This window comes from Campylobacter pinnipediorum subsp. pinnipediorum (genome assembly GCF_002021925.1).
Classification (GTDB): Bacteria; Campylobacterota; Campylobacteria; order Campylobacterales; family Campylobacteraceae; genus Campylobacter_A; species Campylobacter_A pinnipediorum.
Window position 1 is genome coordinate 1328169 of record NZ_CP012546.1, and the last position, 22084, is coordinate 1350252.

The 22084-nt window shown below is 30.1% G+C and carries 22 protein-coding genes and 2 pseudogenes; 17 read left to right on the forward strand and 7 right to left on the reverse strand.

The window, feature by feature from the left end:
* Nucleotides 1-2 precede the first annotated feature (2 nt).
* The 11 genes from CPIN17260_RS06900 (at nt 3) to hemE (ending at nt 9697) form a co-directional block, all read left to right on the forward strand.
* Nucleotides 3-1259, forward strand: a complete 1257-nt coding sequence (locus tag CPIN17260_RS06900) for a GGDEF domain-containing response regulator (RefSeq protein ID WP_069638120.1) — start codon at nt 3-5, stop codon at nt 1257-1259.
* On the forward strand, nt 1256-2044 hold the full coding sequence (locus CPIN17260_RS06905; protein ID WP_078440795.1) for a TatD family hydrolase: 789 nt from the start codon (nt 1256-1258) through the stop codon (nt 2042-2044). Before CPIN17260_RS06900 ends, CPIN17260_RS06905 begins: the two co-directional genes overlap by 4 nt.
* 8 nt (nt 2045-2052) lie before the next feature.
* Entirely contained in the window at nt 2053-3267 is a 1215-nt protein-coding gene (locus CPIN17260_RS06910; RefSeq protein ID WP_069638122.1) for a lytic transglycosylase domain-containing protein, read from the forward strand.
* Nucleotides 3254-4024 carry a septal ring lytic transglycosylase RlpA family protein gene (locus tag CPIN17260_RS06915; protein WP_226996926.1) on the forward strand — a complete coding sequence of 257 codons (771 nt, stop codon included), beginning with the start codon at nt 3254-3256 and terminating at the stop codon, nt 4022-4024. The genes CPIN17260_RS06910 and CPIN17260_RS06915 overlap by 14 nt, the downstream gene beginning before the upstream one ends.
* Nucleotides 4025-4087: 63 nt before the next feature.
* A complete protein-coding gene (locus CPIN17260_RS06920; protein ID WP_069632337.1) occupies nt 4088-4576 on the forward strand; it encodes a KdsC family phosphatase in 489 nt (162 codons plus the stop codon).
* On the forward strand, nt 4567-5085 hold the full coding sequence (gene lptC, locus CPIN17260_RS06925; RefSeq protein WP_069632336.1) for an LPS export ABC transporter periplasmic protein LptC: 519 nt from the start codon (nt 4567-4569) through the stop codon (nt 5083-5085). The genes CPIN17260_RS06920 and lptC overlap by 10 nt, the downstream gene beginning before the upstream one ends.
* Complete coding sequence (gene lptA / locus CPIN17260_RS06930; protein ID WP_069632335.1) at nt 5067-5540, forward strand: lipopolysaccharide transport periplasmic protein LptA; 474 nt, start codon at nt 5067-5069, stop codon at nt 5538-5540. The genes lptC and lptA overlap by 19 nt, the downstream gene beginning before the upstream one ends.
* Nucleotides 5537-6142, forward strand: coding sequence for a ribosome biogenesis GTP-binding protein YihA/YsxC (gene yihA / locus CPIN17260_RS06935; RefSeq protein ID WP_078440796.1), 606 nt, complete (start codon nt 5537-5539; stop codon nt 6140-6142). Before lptA ends, yihA begins: the two co-directional genes overlap by 4 nt.
* Before the next feature lie 12 nt (nt 6143-6154).
* Nucleotides 6155-6646: a hypothetical protein gene (locus CPIN17260_RS06940; RefSeq protein ID WP_069632333.1), complete on the forward strand. Its 492-nt coding sequence runs from the start codon at nt 6155-6157 to the stop codon at nt 6644-6646.
* Nucleotides 6643-8472, forward strand: a complete 1830-nt coding sequence (gene mrdA, locus CPIN17260_RS06945) for a penicillin-binding protein 2 (RefSeq protein ID WP_078440797.1) — start codon at nt 6643-6645, stop codon at nt 8470-8472. Before CPIN17260_RS06940 ends, mrdA begins: the two co-directional genes overlap by 4 nt.
* 202 nt (nt 8473-8674) lie before the next feature.
* The gene (gene hemE, locus CPIN17260_RS06950; RefSeq protein WP_069632331.1) at nt 8675-9697 is read left to right on the forward strand and encodes a uroporphyrinogen decarboxylase; all 1023 of its coding nucleotides are present in this window, start codon (nt 8675-8677) and stop codon (nt 9695-9697) included.
* Between the two features lie 381 nt (nt 9698-10078).
* On the opposite strand, the pseudogene CPIN17260_RS09715 reads toward hemE, so the two are convergent.
* The 6 genes and pseudogenes from CPIN17260_RS09715 to tupB all read right to left on the reverse strand — a co-directional run.
* A pseudogene (locus CPIN17260_RS09715) lies at nt 10079-10576 on the reverse strand (methyl-accepting chemotaxis protein); the annotation flags it as partial.
* A gap of 597 nt (nt 10577-11173) precedes the next feature.
* Nucleotides 11174-11680 (reverse strand): annotated as a pseudogene (locus tag CPIN17260_RS09720) (hypothetical protein); the annotation flags it as partial.
* Nucleotides 11681-11780: 100 nt separating this feature from the next.
* On the reverse strand, nt 11781-12995 hold the full coding sequence (locus CPIN17260_RS06960) for a glucose-6-phosphate isomerase (RefSeq protein WP_078440799.1): 1215 nt from the start codon (nt 12993-12995) through the stop codon (nt 11781-11783).
* Nucleotides 12988-13812: a UTP--glucose-1-phosphate uridylyltransferase GalU gene (gene galU, locus CPIN17260_RS06965; protein ID WP_069632328.1), complete on the reverse strand. Its 825-nt coding sequence runs from the start codon at nt 13810-13812 to the stop codon at nt 12988-12990. Before galU ends, CPIN17260_RS06960 begins: the two co-directional genes overlap by 8 nt.
* 40 nt (nt 13813-13852) lie before the next feature.
* A complete protein-coding gene (tupC, locus tag CPIN17260_RS06970) occupies nt 13853-14809 on the reverse strand; it encodes a tungstate ABC transporter ATP-binding protein TupC (protein WP_069636290.1) in 957 nt (318 codons plus the stop codon).
* Complete coding sequence (tupB, locus tag CPIN17260_RS06975) at nt 14806-15498, reverse strand: tungstate ABC transporter permease TupB (protein WP_069632326.1); 693 nt, start codon at nt 15496-15498, stop codon at nt 14806-14808. Before tupB ends, tupC begins: the two co-directional genes overlap by 4 nt.
* A gap of 75 nt (nt 15499-15573) precedes the next feature.
* Between tupB and tupA the strand changes: the two genes are divergently transcribed.
* The 6 genes from tupA to CPIN17260_RS07005 all read left to right on the forward strand — a co-directional run bounded on the left by tupA (nt 15574) and on the right by CPIN17260_RS07005 (nt 21483).
* Complete coding sequence (gene tupA, locus CPIN17260_RS06980) at nt 15574-16392, forward strand: tungstate ABC transporter substrate-binding protein TupA (RefSeq protein ID WP_069632325.1); 819 nt, start codon at nt 15574-15576, stop codon at nt 16390-16392.
* A 34-nt stretch (nt 16393-16426) separates the two neighbouring features.
* Nucleotides 16427-17050: an IMPACT family protein gene (locus CPIN17260_RS06985; protein ID WP_078387940.1), complete on the forward strand. Its 624-nt coding sequence runs from the start codon at nt 16427-16429 to the stop codon at nt 17048-17050.
* A gap of 94 nt (nt 17051-17144) precedes the next feature.
* A complete protein-coding gene (gene lgt / locus CPIN17260_RS06990) occupies nt 17145-17945 on the forward strand; it encodes a prolipoprotein diacylglyceryl transferase (protein ID WP_078440800.1) in 801 nt (266 codons plus the stop codon).
* Between the two features lie 107 nt (nt 17946-18052).
* The gene (locus CPIN17260_RS06995; RefSeq protein ID WP_078440801.1) at nt 18053-18760 is read left to right on the forward strand and encodes a fumarate reductase cytochrome b subunit; all 708 of its coding nucleotides are present in this window, start codon (nt 18053-18055) and stop codon (nt 18758-18760) included.
* A 22-nt stretch (nt 18761-18782) separates the two neighbouring features.
* Nucleotides 18783-20771 (forward strand): fumarate reductase flavoprotein subunit, encoded by a 1989-nt coding sequence (locus CPIN17260_RS07000; RefSeq protein ID WP_069632321.1) that lies wholly within the window; start codon nt 18783-18785, stop codon nt 20769-20771.
* Nucleotides 20764-21483, forward strand: coding sequence for a fumarate reductase iron-sulfur subunit (locus CPIN17260_RS07005; RefSeq protein WP_069632320.1), 720 nt, complete (start codon nt 20764-20766; stop codon nt 21481-21483). The genes CPIN17260_RS07000 and CPIN17260_RS07005 overlap by 8 nt, the downstream gene beginning before the upstream one ends.
* 137 nt (nt 21484-21620) lie before the next feature.
* Here the strand turns inward: CPIN17260_RS07005 and CPIN17260_RS07010 are convergent, their stop codons facing one another.
* Complete coding sequence (locus CPIN17260_RS07010; protein WP_078387957.1) at nt 21621-22052, reverse strand: DoxX family protein; 432 nt, start codon at nt 22050-22052, stop codon at nt 21621-21623.
* Nucleotides 22053-22084: the final 32 nt, after the last annotated feature.

Below are 22084 nucleotides of genomic sequence, written 5' to 3' on the forward strand. Positions count from 1 at the left end.
TCATGGAAAGAATTTTATTAGTTGATGACAATAAAACTTTATCAAAATTATTAGCTAGAAAAATTACAAAAGAAATTGAAAATTTAGAGATAGATGTGGCATATAGTTTTGCTGAAGCACAGTTGTTTATGAATGAAAAAGATAAATATCTATTGTCTATATTAGATCTAAACTTACCAGATGCTCCAAATGGAGAGATAGTAGACTACGCTTTATCAAGAGGGTTAAATGTAATAGTTCTAACTGGAAGTGTTGATACAAAAACAAAAGAGGAATTTCTTCAAAAAAACATAATTGATTATGTTTATAAAAGCAATGTAAACGATGTGAATTATATATTTTCAACAATAAATCGCCTTATAAAAAATAGAAAATATAAAGTTATAATAGCTGAAGACTCTATGACGCTTAGAAACTCCATAAAAAATATATTAAAAAGTTTACAATTTGAAGTCTTTGCTGCAGCTCACGGTGAAGAAGCTATTAATTATTTTGAACAAAATCCAGATGTAAAACTTATTTTATCAGATTATAACATGCCTGTTAAAAACGGGCTCGAGTTGCTGGATGAAATCAGACAAAATAAAGACAAAAATGAAGTTGGTTTTATAGCAATGACAACGCCTGATGCAAATGTTGGAACTTCAATGTTTTTAAAACATGGAGCAAACGATTTTATAGCCAAACCTTTTGAAAAAGAAGAGATAATTTGCAGAGTAAATAATACAATAGAAGCTATAGAAAACATACAACAAATAGCAGATTTTGCAAATAAAGATTTTTTAACTGGTGCCTATAATAGAAGATACTTTTTTGATAATATGCTAAACTACACAATCCACGCATATGAGCAAAATGAACAATTTGCAATAGCATTATTTGATATAGATTTTTTCAAAAATGTTAATGACACATATGGACACGATTCTGGGGACTTAGTGCTTAAATGTTTTTCTAACATGCTTATTGGGAAAACAAAAGGTAGCGACATAGTGGCTAGATTTGGCGGGGAAGAATTTTGTGTTGTGTTAAAAAACACAAGTAATGAAAATGCTGTTAAATTTTTTGTAACATTAAGAAACGAAATAGCAAATGAGCAGATAACTTTTAAAGATAAAACAATAAAAATAACATCATCAATAGGGTTGGTATTTGGAAACGAAAACTACACTTTAGAAGAATTAATGGAACTAGCAGATGAAGCCTTATATAGAGCAAAAGACAATGGCAGAAACAGAGTGGAGATAGCTAATTTATGATAATAGACACACATTGCCATCTTGATCATATAAAATATGATAGTGATTTAAGTCAAGTAATTAACAATGCTAGAAAAAACGAGATAAAAGGGTTTTTGATACCTGGCGCAGATGGTAATGACTTGGAAAAAATCGTAAGTGTTAGCGAAAAATACGATGATGTTTTTTTTGCAATAGGTGTTCATCCTTATCACAAAGACACTTTTGATAAAAAAAGACTTATGGAGTTTGCAAAACACAAAAAATGTATCGCTGTTGGTGAATGCGGATTAGATTATTACAGATTACCTACTGATGAAAATGCCAAAATAAAAGAAAAAGAGGAACAAAAAGAAATTTTTATAGAACAAATAAATATAGCAATTGAATTAAAAAAACCTCTAATATTACATATAAGAGATGCAAATGAAGATAGTTTTAATATACTTAAAAAATATTCTTCAAAACTTACAAGTGGAGCTATATTACATTGTTATAATGCCTCTCCGTTATTATTAGAGTTAGCAAAAATAGGAAATTTTTATTTTGGGATAGGTGGGGTTTTAACTTTTAAGAATGCAAAAAATTTAGTTTCAATTTTACCAAAAATACCAACAGACAGGTTATTAATAGAGACTGATTCGCCATATCTTACACCCCATCCTTACAGAGGCGAAAGAAATGAACCTTTATATACAACTTTAGTTGCAAAAAAAATGTCTGAAATTTTACAAATAGAAGAAAGTGAGATAAAAAAAATAGTATTAGATAACACAAAAAGATTATTTAAAGTTTTTAATAACTAAGGAGAAAAATGAGAAATATAATAATTAAAATACTTTTAGTATTCGCATGTATTAGTGCTGTCAATGTAAATTTGTTTGCAAATATTTCACAAGAAAATCAATTAAAAATCTTAAAACAATTAGATATACCTTACAATTTTGCAAATACAAATTATTTTAAAAATATGAACGAAAGTATTACAAAAAATCAAGTAGATGATTTTTCAAGAAAATTAAAAAGTGGATACAAATATATACCAACGATAAAAAATACTTTACAAGCAGCTAGTATGCCTGACATATTTTTTTATCTAGCAATGGTAGAATCTGGTTTTTCTAATAAGGTTATTTCAAATGCAAAAGCAGCTGGAATATGGCAATTTATGTCAACAACAGCTAAGGTTCATGGACTTAAAATAGACAAATATGTTGATGAAAGAAGAGATCCTGTAAAAGCTACAAAAGCAGCATCAGAGTATCTTAAAGGTCTAAAAAATAGATTTGGAAAATGGTATTTAGCGATATTAGCATACAATTGCGGCGAAGGAAAATTAAGAAAGGCTATAAGACAAGCAAATACTGATGATTTAGAAACTTTATTGGATCCAAAAAAAAGATATCTCCCAAAAGAAACTAGAAATTTTATAATGAAGATAATAAGAGCTTCTTTTATAGAACAAAATCAGTACTTCACTTCATCTCCTGATTTTAATTTATTAAATAAAAAAGGTGCAAAATTAATAAGAGTAGCTATTCCAGGAGGCACTTCTTTAAAAAAAATTGGAGAGAGTATAGGTGTTGGTGTTAAGAAAATAAGAGATGATAATACACATCTAAACTTCGCATTTACTCCTCCAAATGCCAAAAATTACTATGTGTATATACCTGAAAACAAAAAAGATATTTTTAATCAAAATTTCAAACCAATAAAATACAATAATAGATTTTATACATATACAGTAAAAAAAGGTGATACATTAATCGGCATATCAAAAAGCTCAGGAGTAAGTCACAAAGCAATAAAAGAATATAACGATCTAACAACAAGTAAAATAGCTATAAATCAAAAAATAATAATACCAAGATCTGATAAAAATAAATTTCAAAACTACATAGTAAGAAAAGGTGACACCTTGGAAATATTATCTAAGAAATTTAATGTAAACATAAAAGACATAAAAGAGGCAAATGCTTTTGCTAGTTCTGATATACTAACAACAGGGGCATCTATTGTCATTCCTTAAAAAAATATCATTTCTAGCTATACTTTTTTTATTAAATGGCTGTTTTTATACCAATTCATACTATCCAATTGGACCAACTAATACAAAAATAAATAATTCAAAAAGTATTCAAAAAGCAACAATGAGACCATACACAATAAATGGTAAAACATATTATCCTACAGTAGTAAAAATAGGAGATACACAAAGAGGAATGGCTAGTTGGTATGGTCCAAATTTTCATGGAAAAAAAACATCAAATGGCGAAATATTTAATATGTATAACTTAACAGCCGCCCATAAAACTTTACCGATGAACACAATCGTTAAAGTTACAAATTTAAATAATGGCAAAAATATAACAGTGAGAATAAACGATAGAGGTCCATTTGTATCAAATAGAATAATAGATCTTTCAAAAGCTGCTGCTGAAAAAATATCTATGATTTCAACAGGCACAGCACCTGTCATTTTAGATATAGTTGGCTTTGCAGGTCAAAACATTTCAGAACAAAAAAATTATCCAAGCAATCAAAGTCAAAGCATAGTTGGTGGGAATTTTATGGTTCAAATAGGTGCTTTTAGAAACAAAAATGGTGCAATAATTTATCAAAAACAACACAAACAAATATTAGGATACAAATCCATAATAAAAACATATATAATAGACAACCTTAAAATGTACAGAGTGTTTTTAACAGGTTTTAAAAGTGAAGATGAGGCTAGAGATTTTGCAAAAAGTGGTCACTTTGATGGCGCTTATATACTAAGGGATTAGGAATTAGAAATAATCTTTTTTAATTATAGTAATAATTAATATTTCTAGCACAAAGGGAATTTTATGATAGAGATAATTTTTTTAGATGTAGATGGTTGCTTAACTGATGGTAGCATAAATTACAGTTCAAACGGTGAATTGTTTAAAAGCTTCAATGTTAAAGATGGTTATGCAATAGAAGGATGGCTAAAACTTGGTAAAAAAATAGCTATAATAACTGGAAGAAAATCAGAAATAGTAGAACGTAGAGCTGAGGATTTAAAAATAACACATGTATATCAAGGTGTCAAAGATAAATTGCAAACAGCAATTGAGATATTAAATTTTGAAGGACTTGAGTTAAAAAATGCAGCCGCTATTGGAGATGACTATAATGATTTTCAGCTTTTAAACAGTGTAAAATGGAGTTTTAAGCCAAAAAATGCAATACCGGAGCTAAAAGTAAAAACAAAATTAAAAAACAAAGGTGGCAAAGGTGCCATTAGAGAAATGATAGAAATAATTATAAAAAAAGAAAATTTATACGATGAGTGGTCTAAAAATTGGTTATAAAAATATTTTACATAATAGTTACAATTTTTAGTATTTCTATGGTTTTTTTAGCATCTTCGAATCCATATATGGCTGAAAACTTTACAACCGATTTTAGTATATCAAATATACAGATAAATGATGTTGTCGATTATGAAATTGATAATGAAAAAATATCAGCAAAATATGAGGCAAAAGAGATTAACAGATACAAAGCTAACGATGAACTAGTATATTTTAGAGCAAATTTTATAAACTCTAATCTAAATAATTTCTTAAAAGCAGATAAGGCAATAATAAAAGGCGAAGAGATAAAATTGAGACAAAACGTAAATTATGAAAATAATCAAAGTTTAACATTTAAATCACAAGAAGCGATTTATCATAAAAAAGATAAAACACTTATGTCTAATACTGACTTTGTAATCACAAAAAATGAAAATAACATAACCGGAACAAATATAATATATGATTTAAATAACAAAATAACAAAAGCAAAAGGTGTCAAAATATGGATAAATCAAAATTAATAATTATATTTTTTCTAGCAATTTCAGCATTAAAGGCTCAGCAAATAGAGATAACTTCTGATAGTTTTTTTGCTGACGAGAAAAAACAAATTAGTGAATTTTTTGGAAATGTAAAGATAAAAAAAGGTGATTATGATGAGTTAAGAGCTGAAAAAGTTGTTGTAAATTTCAACAATGCAAGACAACCTATAAAATACACAGCGACAAACAATGTTTACTTTAAAGTAATGATACACGATAAAACATATGAGGGTAATGGAAATTTACTAACTTATGAGCCTCAGCAAGAAATTTACACAATTGCAGGCAAAGCACATCTAAGAGAAATCCAAACAGACAAAAATGTATATGGACAACAAATAATAGTAAATCAAAAAACTGGTGTTTATAATGTAGTAAGTTCAGAAAAACAACCAGTTAAATTTATATTTCAAGTAAAAGAAGACAAAAAGTGATAAAAATAGTTTCAGCAAATTTCATAACCTCATCGCCTAGTATAAAAGAAGCACCTGTATTTAATTCAAGTGAAATTGTCTTTTTAGGTCGATCAAATGTTGGTAAATCAAGCCTTATAAACTCCCTAACAAAACATAACTCTTTAGCGAAAAGTTCATCTACACCAGGAAAAACGCAACTCATAAACTTTTTTGAAATTTGCTTGCTTGATGATGAAAAAGGAGAAAAATTTAATGTAATTTTCGTTGATCTACCAGGTTTTGGATATGCGAGAGTAGCCAAATCAACTCACAACGAATGGAAAAAAAACTTAGATGAGTTTTTGAAATCAAGGGAAACTATAAGACTTTTTGTGCATTTGATAGACTCTAGACATTTTGATCTTGAAATAGATAAAAACGTAAATGACTACATAACAAGTTTTTTAAGACCTGATCAAAAACTTTTAAATTTATACACAAAATCAGATAAATTAAATCAAAGCCTTAAAAGTGCAGTATTAAAAAACGATCCAGACGGAATTTTAGTATCAACCCTAAATAAAAATGGGATAGAAAAAGCATTAAACACAATAATAAAAAAAACACTTGGTAGCGAATAAATTTATATAAAAATGCAAAAAAATAACACGGACTTACAACATATAGGAAATTTTTTTGGTATTTTGTTGTTATTTGCATATGAAATGCTAACGACTATATTAGTTTATCTACCACCTTTATTTGGAATTTTTTTCACATACATGGTTATAGAATATGCAAGAAAACAGCAAAGAACATATATAGAATTTGGCTTTGGGTGGTATTTAAGTATAGCTTTTTTACTTTTTGCTGAACAAGTTCATGGATTTTATATTTTTTCAACAATAATTACATTTTTTATTTTTTTCTATTTTATAGTGGATTGGCTATTTTCTACAATGAAATATAGAAATTTAATACTTATTATATTTGTAACAAGTGGATATATAGGAACATATCTAGTAAATAATGCTATAAACTATATTCAAAATAACGATTTTTTATATTTAGACATAGAATATATTATTTATATAGTTATAGAGTCTTTTGTGGCAATAATACTTTTTAGAGAGCGTATAGTATGAGAATGCGGATAGTTTTTGCAATTATCATAATTTTTTGGCTCATACTGCTTACAAGAATATATCATCTAAGTGTTAATTCAAATGCATATTATGAAGAAATAGCTGAACAAAATGCTATTAAAACACAATATATAGCTCCAGTAAGAGGTCTAATATTTGATTCAAAAGATAGACCTTTAGCAGTAAATAGACTTGGTTTTTCAGTGGCAATCAAACCTCATCTTACAAAAAAGCCAGATGTATTAGATAAAGAAATTATTTTTTTAACATCAACTTTTGATGATTTAAATGCAACAAGAATACAAAAAGAATACAAAAAGAATGATTCTGCATATAATCAAGATTTTATAAATGTTATTGAATTTATAGACTATGATAAATTTATACCACATATAGCCAAATTATCTTTACATGAAAATTTAGAGATAAAACCTGCTTCAAAGAGACATTACCCTTATAATGATTTGGCATCTCATATAATAGGTTATGTTGGCCGTGCGAATCAACAAGATATGAATAATAATCCATTAGCAAAACTAACAAATCATACAGGAAGAAGTGGTATAGAAAGATATTATAATAATATCTTGCAAGGACAAGAAGGTAGCAGGAAAGTAAAAATCAATGCCTTAAATGAAGAACTAGAACAGATAAATTATACTCCGCCTAGCAGCAAAAATATAAGACTAAGCATAGACCTAGAGCTTCAACAATTTGTATCTAATGTTTTTGGGCAAGATGCCGGTAGTGTGGTTGTAATGAGCCTAAAAGATGGTGCGATAGTAGCTGCTGGAAGTTTTCCCGAATACAATCTCAATCCATTTGTTACAGGAATAACACAAAATGAATGGGATAAGCTCATCAAAGATTTAGATCACCCATTTACAAACAAAATGGTAAATGGTCTTTATCCTCCCGGCTCTGTTGTAAAAATGGCTATGGGCATGGCATTTTTAGATGCCGGAATAAGTAAAAATGAAGGTTATACTTGCAATGGCTCTTATGAACTTGGTGGTAGAAAATTTAGATGTTGGAATATTTATGGACATGGGTTTATGAATCTAACTAGCGCTATTAGAGAAAGTTGTGATGATTATTTTTATAAAAGCAGTCAAAAAATAGGAATAGATGCAATAGCTCCGGTTATAGAAAGACTCGGCTTTGGAACAAAAACTGGTGTTGATTTACCAAATGAGTTTTTAGGAACAGTGCCTAGCAGGGAATGGAAAATGAGAAAATACGGAAAATCTTGGTTTCAAGGTGAAACTCTCATCACATCAATAGGTCAAGGAAATTTCTTAACAACTCCTATGCAAGTCGCAAGACACACAGCTATGCTAGCTACAGGGCTAAATATAGTTCCTCACTTTTTACAAAGTATAGACAACGAAATTTCAGATTTTACCCCAAAAGATAATATATTTACAAAATTTGAAAAAGCACAGCTTCCAACAATAAGACACGCTATGTATGAAGTAGCAAATCATCCAAAAGGAACAGCAAGACGATACTTCACAGAGTCAAATGTAACAGTAGCTGCAAAAACAGGAACGGCTCAGGTAATAGGAATATCGCAGACAGAAAAAAAACGCGCAAGAGAAGAAGATATGGAGTATCTAAAAAGATCTCACGCTTGGCTTACTACATATGCACCTTATGAAGACCCGCAATACGTTATCACAATGATAATAGAACACGGTGGACACGGTGGTTCAGCAGCTGGACCAAAGGTATCTAGAATTTACAATAAATTACTAGAGCTAGGTTATATAAAACTAGATAAAGTAAATCAATCCAAAAAATCAAAAAAGAAAAAATCAAAATAATTTTTGAGAAGGGTTGATTTTTTTATATTTGAATAACATTTTTTGTATCGCCATAACTTATCTATTTTAAACTACCACAAACTAATAAATTTCAATAATATTTACCACAATACATCTTGTATTTTAATACAAAAACTTATTATTAAAGATTGTTTTTTTATATTTTTTGTATAATCATTATAAATAAACCAAAAGGAAAGTTATGATTTTTGTAGATGCATGTCTTAAAAAAGACACACCTTACACACCGGTTTGGATGATGCGTCAAGCTGGAAGATACCTGCCTGAATACATGCAAGTAAGGAAGCAAGCGGGTGATTTTTTATCACTTTGTAAAGACTATAAAAAAGCAAGTGAAGTAACGATACAGCCTATTGATATTTTGGGGGTTGATGCTGCGATATTGTTTAGTGATATATTGGTTGTTCCTCTTGAAATGGGCATGGAACTTGAGTTTGTTAAAGGCGAAGGTCCGATATTTAAATCACCTATAAAAAACATACAAGACCTACAAATACTAGATGAACAAAAAGCTGTAAAAAATTTATCATATGTATATGACACCATAAAACTAACAAGAGAAAAACTAGATAAAAATAAGGCCTTGATTGGCTTTTTGGGTGCTCCATGGACTTTAGCTACATATATGACAGAAGGTCAAGGAAGCAAAACATACGCTATAAGCAAAAAAATGCTTTATCAAAACCCTGAACTAATGCATCAAATTTTAGAAAAAACAACAAATGCCTTGATAGGCTATGCCAAAACTCAAATAAGATCAGGTGTCAATGCTATACAAATCTTTGATAGCTGGGCTGCGGCTCTTGAAGAAAGTGCATTTTTTGAGTTTAGTTGGAGTTATATATTAAAAATAGTAGACGCAATAAAATCAGAATTTCCGCATATACCTGTTATAGTATTTCCAAAAGGAATAAGTGGATATCTTGATAAGATAGATGGGAATTTTGATGTTTTTGGTGTTGATTGGGGTACTCCGATAGAACTTGCAAAAGAAAAATTAGGACACAAATATGTACTACAAGGAAATATGGAGCCTACAAGACTATATTCAAAACAGGCCATAGATGAAGGTATAGATAAAATTTTAAATATAATGCAAAACAAAAATCATATATTTAACCTAGGTCACGGAATACTACCCGATGTGCCTGTTGAAAATGCAAAATATTTTATAAAACAAGTTCAAGAAAAGAGCAAAAGATAAAGTATTATATAAACAATAATTAGCCTTATTTCAGGCTAATTATTTCATGTTAATTCACAAAGCAAATTTCAATCTATAGACTAAACATATAAAAGTTTATTTTATTTTTTTTAAATAATTTACAAAAAAATATGACTTAATAATACAAAAAACCTTATAAATATCATAGAAATATAATACTAAACTACACAAAACTCATTAAAAGTTAAAAAATAAAAATTTACACACAAAAATAAAGAGATAAAAATAAGGTAAAAATAGGCTTAATATAAATGGAGTATTATTATGTTTTATAGATATTAAATTTTTTAAAAAAGCAAAAAAGTGTCCTCAAAATGATATTATTTATATCGATGTGAGAGACACTTAAATAATAAAAAATTAAACCTTAAACTTACCAAGCTCACCATCAAGTTGATTTGTCATTTTAGATAAATGCTCACTAGCACTTGCTACTTCTTCAATGCTTCTTGCATTTGTGCTGGCTATATCGTTTATCTTTTTGATTTGATCTATTATTTCATTTACTGATTTTGATACTTCTTGATACTCTTTTGTATTTTGTATGTTTGCATCTATGCTTGATTTTACTATCTGAGCATTTGTATGCACTATTTCGCTTAAGTCTTGTGAAACTTTTGATGTTTCTTCTATGCCTTTTGCTGCACTATTTAAATCAGTGCTTACATCATTAACTGACTGAACAACTACATTTATGGTTGTGTTTATTTCATTTAAGCTTTTTTGTGTTTTTTCAGCTAATTGTCTTACTTCATCAGCAACAACTGCAAATCCTCTACCATGCTCTCCTGCTCTTGCTGCTTCTATAGCTGCATTAAGTGCTAGTAAATTTGTTTGATCTGCTATGTCGTTTATAACTGTTAAAACTTCTTTTACTTCAGCTGTATTATGGCTAGTTTGTGTTAGTTTTTGACTTAACTCCAAACTTTGTGATGCTGTTTTATTTAAAAGAGTATTTAAGTTTTCCATCTCTTGTTGTATGGTATTTAAATTTTCCCCAGCTTCACCCAACTTATCACTGCTTTCTTTTGCTGAGCTAACAGTAGATGCAACATTTTGAACTACTTTTTCGCCTTGACTTACTGTTTGCGCTACTAAATTAGTTTCTTCTTCAACTCTTTGTCCAACAGAAAGTGCTGTTGAGCTTAACTCATTTGCTACACCAGCATTTTCTGTAGATGCTTTTTTTGAATTTGATATAAGAGTTTGAATTTTTTCCATGGTTTGATTAAAATAATACGCAATCTCTTTTATCTCTTTAATACCTGCAACTTTAAGTCTAGAAGTTAAATCACCATCGCCTTCAGATATTTTTTGCATTATAAAAATAGCATCAAAAAGTGAGCGAAAAAACACTTTAATACATATTGGAAGTAAAATTAATATAATAATAAAAATAACCACATAAGTAGTTATTTGAGAAAATACTATTCTATCTGTTACTGAATTTATTCCACTTTCTGGAACACCTATATCTATAACACCAAATGGTTTATTATCCTTATAAATAGGTATCATTATGTCATAAACCCAAGTTTTTTGAACATCTGCATACCATCTACTAGTTGCTATAGTGGAATTCCGAACAGCATTTTTAGTATAGCTGTCTTCATATATTTTTCCTTTTTTGGACTCGTCAGAATGTGCTATTGCCCGAATATTAGAATCTATAACAACAGCATAAGCAACATTGTCTTGTTTAGCTTCATCTAAAACCAATTTCTGTAAAATTTTCTCGTAATTTTTTTCATTATTCAATATATACTCTATATGTTTAGCTGTTTCTTTTACCTGTAAAGTTGATTTTTCAAGCAAAACATTTACCATATCTTTTTTAACTTGAAATTCTAAAAATAACATATTGATGATAAATATCAAAACTAAAATACCAAGCGAACCTGAAATCAAAAGACTTTTTATGCCAACATTCATCTTTTTACTGAGTTTTAATTCATTATGCATTTTCTAATTTCCTTAAATTTAATTTTAAGTTTATTTTAAAAAAAACTATTTAAAAAGCTACTTAAAATAAAGTAAATTTTTAAATTGTATTCAATATTTTTTATTTCAAAAGCATATTTTTAAGGATTCTCTTGCCTATCTCAACACCTGGTTGATTATAAGTATCAATACCTAGCATAATTCCTGTTGCTGATGTCAAGAGTTCATAATAATAAACTAAGTATCCCATATGCCACTCATCAATCATATCAAGCTCTATAACATCAACACTAAGTCCTTCTTGAACCAATGCCATCTTGGTAGAATCACACTGAAAATTTATAAGCTCACCAAGCTGTAAACCATCAACAAAATCACAGTCTTTAAAGTGAGAAATATTTAAAGATGGAATTTTTACAGAGTTGGTGTTTTTTACCTTGATAAAAGTTATTGTTTTATCCTTAACACCATCCATAATAAGCTGCAAAAAACTATGTTGGTCTTTGCTACCTATAAGTCCAACAGGTGTGCGACCTATACGTTTATATCCATTTTTTTTACCAAGACTTTCAGCCCAAAGCTGAACATACCAATCATTAAATCCATCAAGCAAACTAGAATAACTAAAAACGACATTTATATCAGCATTTCTGTGAGTTGCATAGTGATAAGCCTTAAAGATGATAGAATTATCATTTTCATCTATGTATTGTTTTTTGCAATACATAGCACCATCAAGTAAAAGTGATATATCATATCCACAAAAAGCCAAAGGCACAAGCCCTATAACACTCAAAACACTAAACCTACCACCAACATTTTTAGGAATATTGAAAAAATTTATATTATTTTCTTTTGCATATTGCTCTAAGGTTGTATTTTTATCTGTTATTATCAAAAAATTTCTACTTAAATCAGCTGGCTTGTAAAGATCAATAAGACATTTAAATATACTTATAGTCTCTATTGTATTACCTGATTTTGAGCTTATTATAAACAAGCTCTCTTCAAAATTTATATGCTTAGTTACCATTTCAAAAACGCTAGGGTCTACATTATCTATAAAAAAAAGCTCTCTTGTGTGCTGTTTTTGAGCCATAGCCATTTTTAAAGCCTTAACACCCAAAGAACTACCACCAATACCAACTAGCACAATATTTTTTATGCCTTTTAATTTTTTTTCGTATTCTAAAATTTTATCAAGCTCTTTTTTGTTCAAATCAGGAAGATGATAATACCCTATTTCACCACTATCGTGTTCCAAATTTACACGCTTAGCATATTCATTTATTATATTTTCATCATCAAAATTAAAATAAAAACTATTTTTAATCATTTTTTAACTTATAAAAATAATTTGTTGCTTCCACAAAGCCATCTAAACTTCCACAATCAAACCTACGACCCTTAAATTTATAAGCCAAAACCATACCTCTTTTAGCCTGTGTTTTTAAAGCATCTGTGATTTGGATTTCTCCATTTTTACCTGGTTGTGTTTTTTCTAATATATTAAAAATATCAGGAGTTAAAATATATCTTCCAATTATAGCTAGATTACTAGGTGCTTCTTGTGGGTCTGGTTTTTCGACCATATCATCAACCATCAAAAGTCCATCTTCAATAGCTCTTCCAGACACCACACCATAGCTTTTTGTTTGCTCTTTTGGAACTTCCATAACAGCAACAACAGAACAACGATATCTTTCATAAATTTTTATCATTTGAGACAAAACACCTTCACCATCTTCATTTATACATAAATCATCAGCCAAAACAACACCAAAAGCCTCATCTTTTACTAATGATTTTCCGGTATAGATAGCATCTCCAAGCCCTTTCATCTCATTTTGTCTAGTAAAACAAAATGTTGCACTTTGCATGAGCTTTCTTATATCATCTAAAAGTGGTTCTTTGCTTGTTCCAGCTATTTGATGTTCTAGTTCATAACTTATATCAAAATAATCCTCCAAAGCTCTCTTGCCACGACCAACAACAAAAGCCATATTGTCCATTCCAGCTTCCAAAGCCTCATCAACACCATAATGAATCAATGGCTTTGTTAAGATAGGTAACATCTCTTTTGGTAAAGATTTTGTTGCTGGTAAAAACCTAGTTCCATAACCAGCTGCCGGAAAAAGACAAGTTTGTATCATTTTGATTTCCTAAAAATAAAATTTTAATTGTGTTATTTTATCATTCCAAGCTTAAAAATGCTTTTTCATTTACAGAAAAAAATATCTCTTTTCCAGTTGTATATTCGCCTATTTTGGCATTTTTTACAACACATTTTATCAAAAAATCCCCAGCTTTTATTTTAAGCAAAATATCATTTTTATATATAAGCGAAACAGAATGCAAGATACCTTTTATACTATTATCTGATTTTACAAAACTTAAATTTATAAGATTTTGATTTATTGCTATTTTTTTACTATTTTTAAACTCTTTTGGTAGCTCAATTTTAAAATCTCCAAAATCAATAAACCCATTTGAAGCATTAAATATATTTTTAAGCTCAAAATCACTTAACCTACCCTCGTGCAAAAACAAGCTCTCATCACTAATAGCACTTAGCCATTTTTCATCATGAGAAGCTATAATAAATCCACTTTTATACTGATCTTTCATAAATTGTATAGCTTTCGCAAATTGCTTAGCCGTGCTTAAATCAACAGCATTTGTAGGCTCATCAAGCAAGTTTAACTTAGCTCTTAAACATATAATCAAAGCAAAAGCTATACGTTTGTTTTGTCCTGAACTTAATTCATAATGTTGTTTTTGTAAAAAACTATCATCAAGTCCAACAAGCTCCAAAGCTTCATATACATATTTATCAAATTTATCTAAATTCCCTCTTGATTTTAGAGCAAATTTAAAATTATCCCTAATACTTCTTTTTAAAAGCATAGGCTCTGGTAAAAGTATAGAAATATCTTTTAGTTCATCTAAACTGAGCCTATCTTTGCCCCAAATTTTAAGACTTCCACTTGTTGGCTTTATAAGATGTGCAATAGCTTTTAAAAGTGTGCTTTTTCCACTACCATTAAAGCCTAAAAGTGCTGTGCTTATCTTTGTGTCTATGTTTAATTTTTCTATATCAATGGCACGAAAATTATTATAATCTACTTTTAAATTTGATATCTCAATCATTTATCAAGCCTTTTTAAAAAATGAATAGATAAATTTACCAAAAAGGCTATAGATATCAAAACAATAGCCAAAGCTATACCTCTTTCAAATTGACCCTTATTTGTTTCAAGCGATATTGCTGTTGTTATCGTTCTTGTAAAATACTTTATATTTCCACCAATAAGCATTGCAACACCAACCTCAGCAACAATCCTACCATAGGCATTAGCTACAACAACCATTAAAGAATATCTTAATTCATAAATAACAACCATTGCAAGTCTTAAGCTACCAAGTCTATAAGACATTATAGTAAAATAGTGCTTTTCATCCATATTTTCAATAATACTAGAACTTAAAGATATGATAATAGGCAAGGCTAAAACTAATTGGCCGATAACTATAGCCTTTAATGTAAATAATAATCCAAACTCCCCTAAAGGACCATTTCTAGTAATAAAAGCATATATTATAAGGCCTATTGCAACAGTTGGCATAGCAAGCATAGTATCGCTTATAAATTTTAAAACCTTAGCTCCAAAAAATTTATAAAACCCTAGGATAAAACCGATAGGAAGACCTATGATTAATGCAAGAATAATCGATATACTAGATGTATAAAGTGTGGCTTTGATGGCAGAATATGTTTCAATATCTAAGCTCATAAGTAGCTTAAAAGCCGTAAAAATACCATCTGTAATAAATTCCAACTTAATAATTCCTAAATTTACATATTTATGTTATCATAGCATATATAAGATAAAATTTCACAAGAAAGGTAGTTTATGAAAAAAATATTTATATCATCAATTATAGCGGTTTGTGCACTTTTAGGAGCTGATTCTGATTTAAATATGGCTACAACAACAAGTACTGACAACACAGGACTTTTGGATGCTATATACCCTGTTTATAAGGCGAAAACCGGAGTTGATTTAAAATGGACAGCAGTTGGAACTGGTGCTGCTTTGAAAATGGGAGAAAACTGTGATGTTGACATACTTTTTGTTCACTCTCCAAAGGTAGAAATGGATTTTGTAAATAATGGCTACGGTATAGAAAGAAAAGCTGTTATGTATAATGATTTTGTTTTAATAGCTGATAAAAGTATTGCTGATAAATTTAAAGGCAAAGACTTAAAAGGTGCATTTGAAGTAATAAACAAAGAAAAAATTCCATTCTTCTCAAGAGGCGACAAATCAGGAACAGACAACAAAGAAAAAGGAATTTGGAAAAAAATGGCAAATGGTGTTCCTGAAAACGAAGCTTGGTATCGTCAAACAGGTCAAGGAATGCTAGCTACTATAAAAGCTGCTGAAGAGCAAAAAGGTGTTAGCTTTACTGATAGAGGAACATATATCAAATATGAAGCAAATGCTAAAGGAAACCCTGATTTAGTTATAGTAAATGAAGGTGATGAAAGCCTTAAAAATCTCTACTCAATAATAGCTGTAAACCCGAAACACTGCAAAAATGCCGATGTAGAAAATGCAAATAAATTTATAGACTGGATTGTTAGTGATGAGGGTCAAAAGTTTGTTGGTGATTTTAAATTGTTAAACAAACAACTATTTACTCCTGATGCCAAAACAAGAAAAAATTAATAACTAGGTGGGATTTACCCACCTTAATTTAGATATGCTAAAAACAATAAACGATACATTTAAAGCCCAAATAGACATAAAAAAATCTAATTTTTTAGCTTTTTTAACACCTTTTGAAAATTTCAAAACTATGCACGAATCGCTAAAACAAGAACACCCAAAAGCTGTTCATATAGTATGGGCTTATAGAGTTATGAATAAATACGGACAAATTGTTGAAAATCAAAGCGATGATGGAGAGCCAAAAGGAACAAGCGGCCCACCAGCACTTAATGCTTTAAGGGGTGCAAACCTAATAAACTCAGCAATACTTATAGTAAGATATTTTGGTGGAATAAAACTTGGCACAGGAGGTCTTGTAAGGGCTTATTCAACAGCTACAAATTTAGCTATAAATGAAGCAATTTTAATTGATTTTATACAAAAAGAGAGTGTTGTGTTTTTTACAAATTTTTCACTTATTTCAAGATTTGAACACTATTTTCAAACAAACAATATTTTTGATATCAAAAAAGATTTTAACGAAAAAGGTGCCAAGTGGGAGATAAACTTAACAATGCAAGAGTTTTTAAATTTACATAATTTTTTAAAAACAATACAAACAAATGATTTTGAATTTTTAGCATTACCAATACATGCAAAAGATAGCATAAACTAATTTTAAAGATATAATTTTATACAAATTTTATCAAAACAATAAGTTTTATATTGTAAAATCCTAACTTACATATTACACAAATGAAAGATTTTATATGACTTTTTGGAATGAAATTTATACACACTTTAATCCCGTAGCATTTAGTATTTTTGGAATAAATGTCCACTGGTATGGAATAATGTATGTTTTAGCATTATTAGTAGCATTAAGCATGGCTAAATATTTTGTTAAAAAAGACAAAATACCTATAAGCAACTCTATGCTTGATAATTATTTTTTCTGGGTTGAAGTTGGAGTTATTCTTGGTGCTAGGATTGGATATATACTTATTTATTCTGATGATACATTATGGTACATAACCAACCCTTGGCAAATTTTTAACCCATTTTATGACGGAGTTTTTGTTGGAATTCGCGGTATGAGCTATCACGGTGCTGTTGTTGGATTTTTAATAGCTACATTTGCATATTGTAAAAAATATAAACAAAATAGCTTGATGTTTTTGGATTTGTGTGCTATATCGATACCACTTGGGTATTTCTTTGGTCGTATAGGAAATTTTTTAAATCAAGAGTTATTTGGAAGAGCAACCGATGTAGCTTGGGCGATAAAGGTAGGTGGTATTATGAGACACCCTTCTCAGCTTTATGAAGCTGTGCTTGAAGGCTTAATAGTTTTTATTATTTTATTTTTTTATAGGAAATTTAAGAAATTTAATGGAGAGCTTATTGCATTATATGCTATTTTATATGCTATTGCTAGGTTTGTATCAGAGTTTTTTAGGGAGCCTGATTATAATCTAGGCTTTATATTTTTAAATCTATCTATGGGTCATTTGTTATCTTTAGCAATGATTTTTATAGGTTGCTTTACATACTTTTATTTAAAAAAATAATTTAAATTTAGCTAAAGTATTTTTTTTATATAATTACAAAATTATTAATTTTATTTAATTATATTAATTAAGATTTTATTAATATAATTTTAAAGTAAGGAGTATTCATGACCGGGCTTATTGAGGGTTTTTTAGGTGTTCGCTCAGACTGCAAAAAAAGTCGTTGCACCGCCAGCTGGGATAGATTACAAAGTATAACAGGGCTTATTCTAGCCTGTTTTATACTATGTCATATGGTTTTCACATCTACAATAATCTTTGGCAAAGATGCATTTAATGCAGTTGTAGAGTTTGCGGAAGCTAGTTTTTTATTTGAAGGTGGATTACCAATAATAACAAATTTAATCGCTGCTTTTATATTTGTTATTTTTATGGTTCATGCATTTTTAGCAATGAGAAAGTTTCCAGCTAACTTCAAACAATATATAATGTTTGTAGGTCATAAAAATCGCATAAAACATTTTGATACTACACTATGGTGGTTTCAATTTTTAACAGGATTTGTTCTATTTTTTACAGCAAGCGCTCATCTTGTTGATATTATGTTTAATCCAACCAAAATAACAGCTAAAACATCTGCTACAAATTTTGAAACATTGGAATTTTTCTATCTTGCACTTCTTATTTTTATGGTTGTTCATGCAAGTATTGGCATGTACAGGTTATATGTAAAATGGATAAGCATTGATGGTGCTAACAGACAAGAGATGCTAGAAAAAAGAAATAAAGCTAGAACAATAATTTTTGCTATTTTTGGAGCACTTGCAACAATAGCATTAATAGCCGATTTTATATGGATTGGCCTTAGTCATTAATTGGAAATAGGAGCTTAGAAAAATGAATGTAAAATATTGTGATGCGCTAGTCATTGGTGGTGGACTTGCTGGGCTTAGAGCTGCTGTTGCGGCTGGAGAAAAAGGTCTTAGCACTATAGTGTTAAGCCTTATTCCAGTTAAAAGATCGCACTCTGCAGCCGCACAAGGTGGAATGCAAGCGAGCCTAGGTAACTCTAAAATGAGTGAAGGCGACAACGAAGATGTTCACTTTGCAGATACTGTAAAAGGAAGTGACTGGGGGTGCGATCAGGATGTTGCTAGAATGTTTTGCCAAACTGCACCAAAAGCTATTCGCGAATTAGCGGCTTGGGGTGTTCCATGGACAAGAATAAAAAAAGGTGAAAGAAGTGCAATTATAAACGCACAAAAAACAACAATAGTTGAAAAAGAAGAAGTTCATGGTCTTATACACTCTAGGGATTTTGGTGGAACAAAAAAATGGAGAACCTGTTATACAGCTGATGCAACAGGACACACAATGCTATTTGCTGTTGCAAACGAAGCATTAAAACACAATGTTGCAATTGAAGATAGAAAAGAAGCTATAGCATTAATTCATGAGAACAACCGTTGCTACGGTGCTATAGTTCGTGACTTAATAACCGGCGATATCACCGCTTATGTATCAAAAGGAACACTTATAGCAACCGGTGGATATGGAAGAGTCTATAAACATACCACAAATGCTGTTGTTTGTGAGGGCATAGGTGCAGCAATAGCTCTAGAAACAGGGGTGGCGAGACTAGGAAATATGGAAGCTGTGCAGTTTCACCCAACACCTATAGTTCCAAGCGGAATTTTACTAACAGAGGGATGCCGTGGGGATGGTGGAATATTGCGTGATGTTGACGGATATAGATTTATGCCTGATTATGAACCAGAAAAAAAAGAACTTGCTAGTCGTGATGTTGTAAGTCGTAGAATTATGGAACACATAAGAAAAGGCAAAGGTGTAAAAAGTGCTTATGGGGATCATGTTTGGCTTGATATAAGTATACTTGGTCGTGAACATATAGAGAAAAATTTACGTGATGTTCAAGAAATTTGCCAAATTTTTAATGGGATAGATCCGGCAGATGAAGGTCCTAAAGGTTGGGCTCCTATTTTACCTATGCAACATTATTCAATGGGCGGGATTAAAACAAATGCAAAAGGAGAAAGTCCAACACTTCAAGGTCTATTTAGTGCGGGAGAAGCTGCTTGTTGGGATATGCATGGTTTTAATAGACTTGGAGGAAACTCTGTTTCTGAAACAGTTGTTGCTGGTATGATTGTTGGTGATTATTTTGCTGATTACTGTAATACTCACGAAATAGAGATAAAAACACAAAACATAAATAAATTTGTCCAAGATCAAATAGACTATATGCAAAATCTAATAAAAAAAGATGGTCATTTCAATGTTTTTGAGATTAAAAACAAGATGAAAGATATAATGTGGGAACATGTTGCCATATTTAGAACAGGCGAAGGACTTGAAAAGGCAGTAAAAGAGCTTGAAGAATTATACAAACACTCGCTTGATGTAAAAGTAAGTAACAAAAATTTATTCGGCAACCCTGAACTTGAAGAGGCATACAGAGTTCCAAAAATGCTAAAGCTAGCTCTTTGTATAGCTTACGGCGCTCTTTTAAGAACAGAAAGTCGTGGAGCACACTATAGAGAAGATTATACAAAAAGAGATGATTTAAATTGGTTAAGTAGAACTCTTACAAGCTGGAAAGAAGGCGACACAATGCCTACGGTAGAATATGAAAAACTTGATATTATGAAAATGGAAATGCCTCCAGCATTTAGAGGATATGGAGCAAAGGGAAATATAATAGAACACCCTGATAGCGCCATAAGGCAAGCTCAAGTTGATGAAATTCGTTCAAAAATGCAAGCTGAAGGCAAAAGCAGACAAGAGATACAAGAAGCACTTATGCATTATGAATTACAACCAAAATATAAAGCACCAAATGAAAGAGCAGGTATAGGATATGAGTAGAAAAATAACAATTAAAGCATTTAAATATAACCCATTAAGCAAAATTTCAAAACCATATTTTGCAACCTATGAGCTAGAAGAAACACCTGGAATGACTATATTTATAGCATTAAATTATATAAGAGAAAGACACGATCCAGATCTAAGCTTTGATTTTGTTTGTCGTGCGGGAATTTGTGGTAGCTGCGGAATGCTAATAAACGGCAAGCCTAGTTTAGCATGTAGAACACTTACAAAAGATTTTGAAAGTGGTATTATAGAGCTAATGCCTCTTCCTGTATTTAGACTCATTAAAGATTTAAGCGTTGATACTGGAAATTGGATGAATGCTATGAGCAAAAGGGTTGAGAGTTGGATACACACAGATCACAAAACAGATATATCAAAACTTGAAGAAAAGGTTGAGCCAGAAGTAGCACAAGAAGTATTTGAGCTTGATAGATGTATAGAATGCGGTATTTGCGTTGCTGCTTGTGGAACCGCTATTATGAGAAAAGATTTTATAGGTGCTGTTGGATTAAATAGAGTAGCTAGATTTAAAATTGATGCACTTGACAAAAGAACAGATGAAGACTTTTATGAGCTTATAGGCGATGATGATGGAGTATTTGGTTGTATGAGCTTGCTTGCTTGTGAAGACAACTGTCCAAAACATTTACCTTTGCAAAGCAAAATAGCTTATATGAGAAGAAAACTAGCAAGTGTAAAATAAACTAAAATGAGGTAAAAAATAAATTTTAAGCATTGAAAAATGCTTAAAATTTATTCAAACAACACCAACAAACCACTTTTAAAATTTAAAACAATAAAAATAAAAAAGCAATATAAAATTGCTTTTAATAATACCTCTTAGTCTTTTCTAAGAGCGTATTTACCACTTCCAGCAAAGATTATTGCAAGTGAACTAGTTAAATAAAAATAAGCTTCAGCGAGAATTAATCCACCAGTTCTTGCATCTAAGCCGAATAAAACAGAATGTTTTACAATAAAAATAAACAATGTTGTTCCCAATGTAAATACAGCAGCCAATCTACTAAATACACCTAATATAAGCATAATTGGGGCTACTATTTCACCTAGATAAACCAAATATGCAAAATAAGTTCCTATTAATTCAGGGAAGCCAAGCATATTAATAAGCTGATCTTGAATTTTTGCAATACCATGTGAAGCTTTAGCAATACCATGAAAAATAATAGTAAATGCTAAACCAAGACGAACAAAAAGTAATGCAAGATCTACATTGTGCAATTTTTCTACACACGAATCATAAAATTTCATAATATCTCCTTTACTTAAAGTGGTTTGGGTGC

Bases quoted from the DNA above. Each gene is read 5' to 3' on its own strand.
- CPIN17260_RS06900 (WP_069638120.1), top strand. From the start codon at position 3: ATGGAAAGAATTTTATTAGTTGATGACAATAAAACTTTATCAAAATTA.
- CPIN17260_RS06905 (WP_078440795.1), top strand. From the start codon at position 1,256: ATGATAATAGACACACATTGCCATCTTGATCATATAAAATATGATAGT.
- CPIN17260_RS06910 (WP_069638122.1), top strand. From the start codon at position 2,053: ATGAGAAATATAATAATTAAAATACTTTTAGTATTCGCATGTATTAGT.
- CPIN17260_RS06920 (WP_069632337.1), top strand. From the start codon at position 4,088: ATGATAGAGATAATTTTTTTAGATGTAGATGGTTGCTTAACTGATGGT.
- lptA (WP_069632335.1), top strand. From the start codon at position 5,067: ATGGATAAATCAAAATTAATAATTATATTTTTTCTAGCAATTTCAGCA.
- CPIN17260_RS06940 (WP_069632333.1), top strand. From the start codon at position 6,155: ATGCAAAAAAATAACACGGACTTACAACATATAGGAAATTTTTTTGGT.
- mrdA (WP_078440797.1), top strand. From the start codon at position 6,643: ATGAGAATGCGGATAGTTTTTGCAATTATCATAATTTTTTGGCTCATA.
- hemE (WP_069632331.1), top strand. From the start codon at position 8,675: ATGATTTTTGTAGATGCATGTCTTAAAAAAGACACACCTTACACACCG.
- CPIN17260_RS06960 (WP_078440799.1), bottom strand. From the start codon at position 12,995: ATGATTAAAAATAGTTTTTATTTTAATTTTGATGATGAAAATATAATA.
- galU (WP_069632328.1), bottom strand. From the start codon at position 13,812: ATGATACAAACTTGTCTTTTTCCGGCAGCTGGTTATGGAACTAGGTTT.
- tupC (WP_069636290.1), bottom strand. From the start codon at position 14,809: ATGATTGAGATATCAAATTTAAAAGTAGATTATAATAATTTTCGTGCC.
- tupA (WP_069632325.1), top strand. From the start codon at position 15,574: ATGAAAAAAATATTTATATCATCAATTATAGCGGTTTGTGCACTTTTA.
- CPIN17260_RS06985 (WP_078387940.1), top strand. From the start codon at position 16,427: ATGCTAAAAACAATAAACGATACATTTAAAGCCCAAATAGACATAAAA.
- lgt (WP_078440800.1), top strand. From the start codon at position 17,145: ATGACTTTTTGGAATGAAATTTATACACACTTTAATCCCGTAGCATTT.
- CPIN17260_RS06995 (WP_078440801.1), top strand. From the start codon at position 18,053: ATGACCGGGCTTATTGAGGGTTTTTTAGGTGTTCGCTCAGACTGCAAA.
- CPIN17260_RS07000 (WP_069632321.1), top strand. From the start codon at position 18,783: ATGAATGTAAAATATTGTGATGCGCTAGTCATTGGTGGTGGACTTGCT.
- CPIN17260_RS07005 (WP_069632320.1), top strand. From the start codon at position 20,764: ATGAGTAGAAAAATAACAATTAAAGCATTTAAATATAACCCATTAAGC.
- CPIN17260_RS07010 (WP_078387957.1), bottom strand. From the start codon at position 22,052: ATGAAATTTTATGATTCGTGTGTAGAAAAATTGCACAATGTAGATCTT.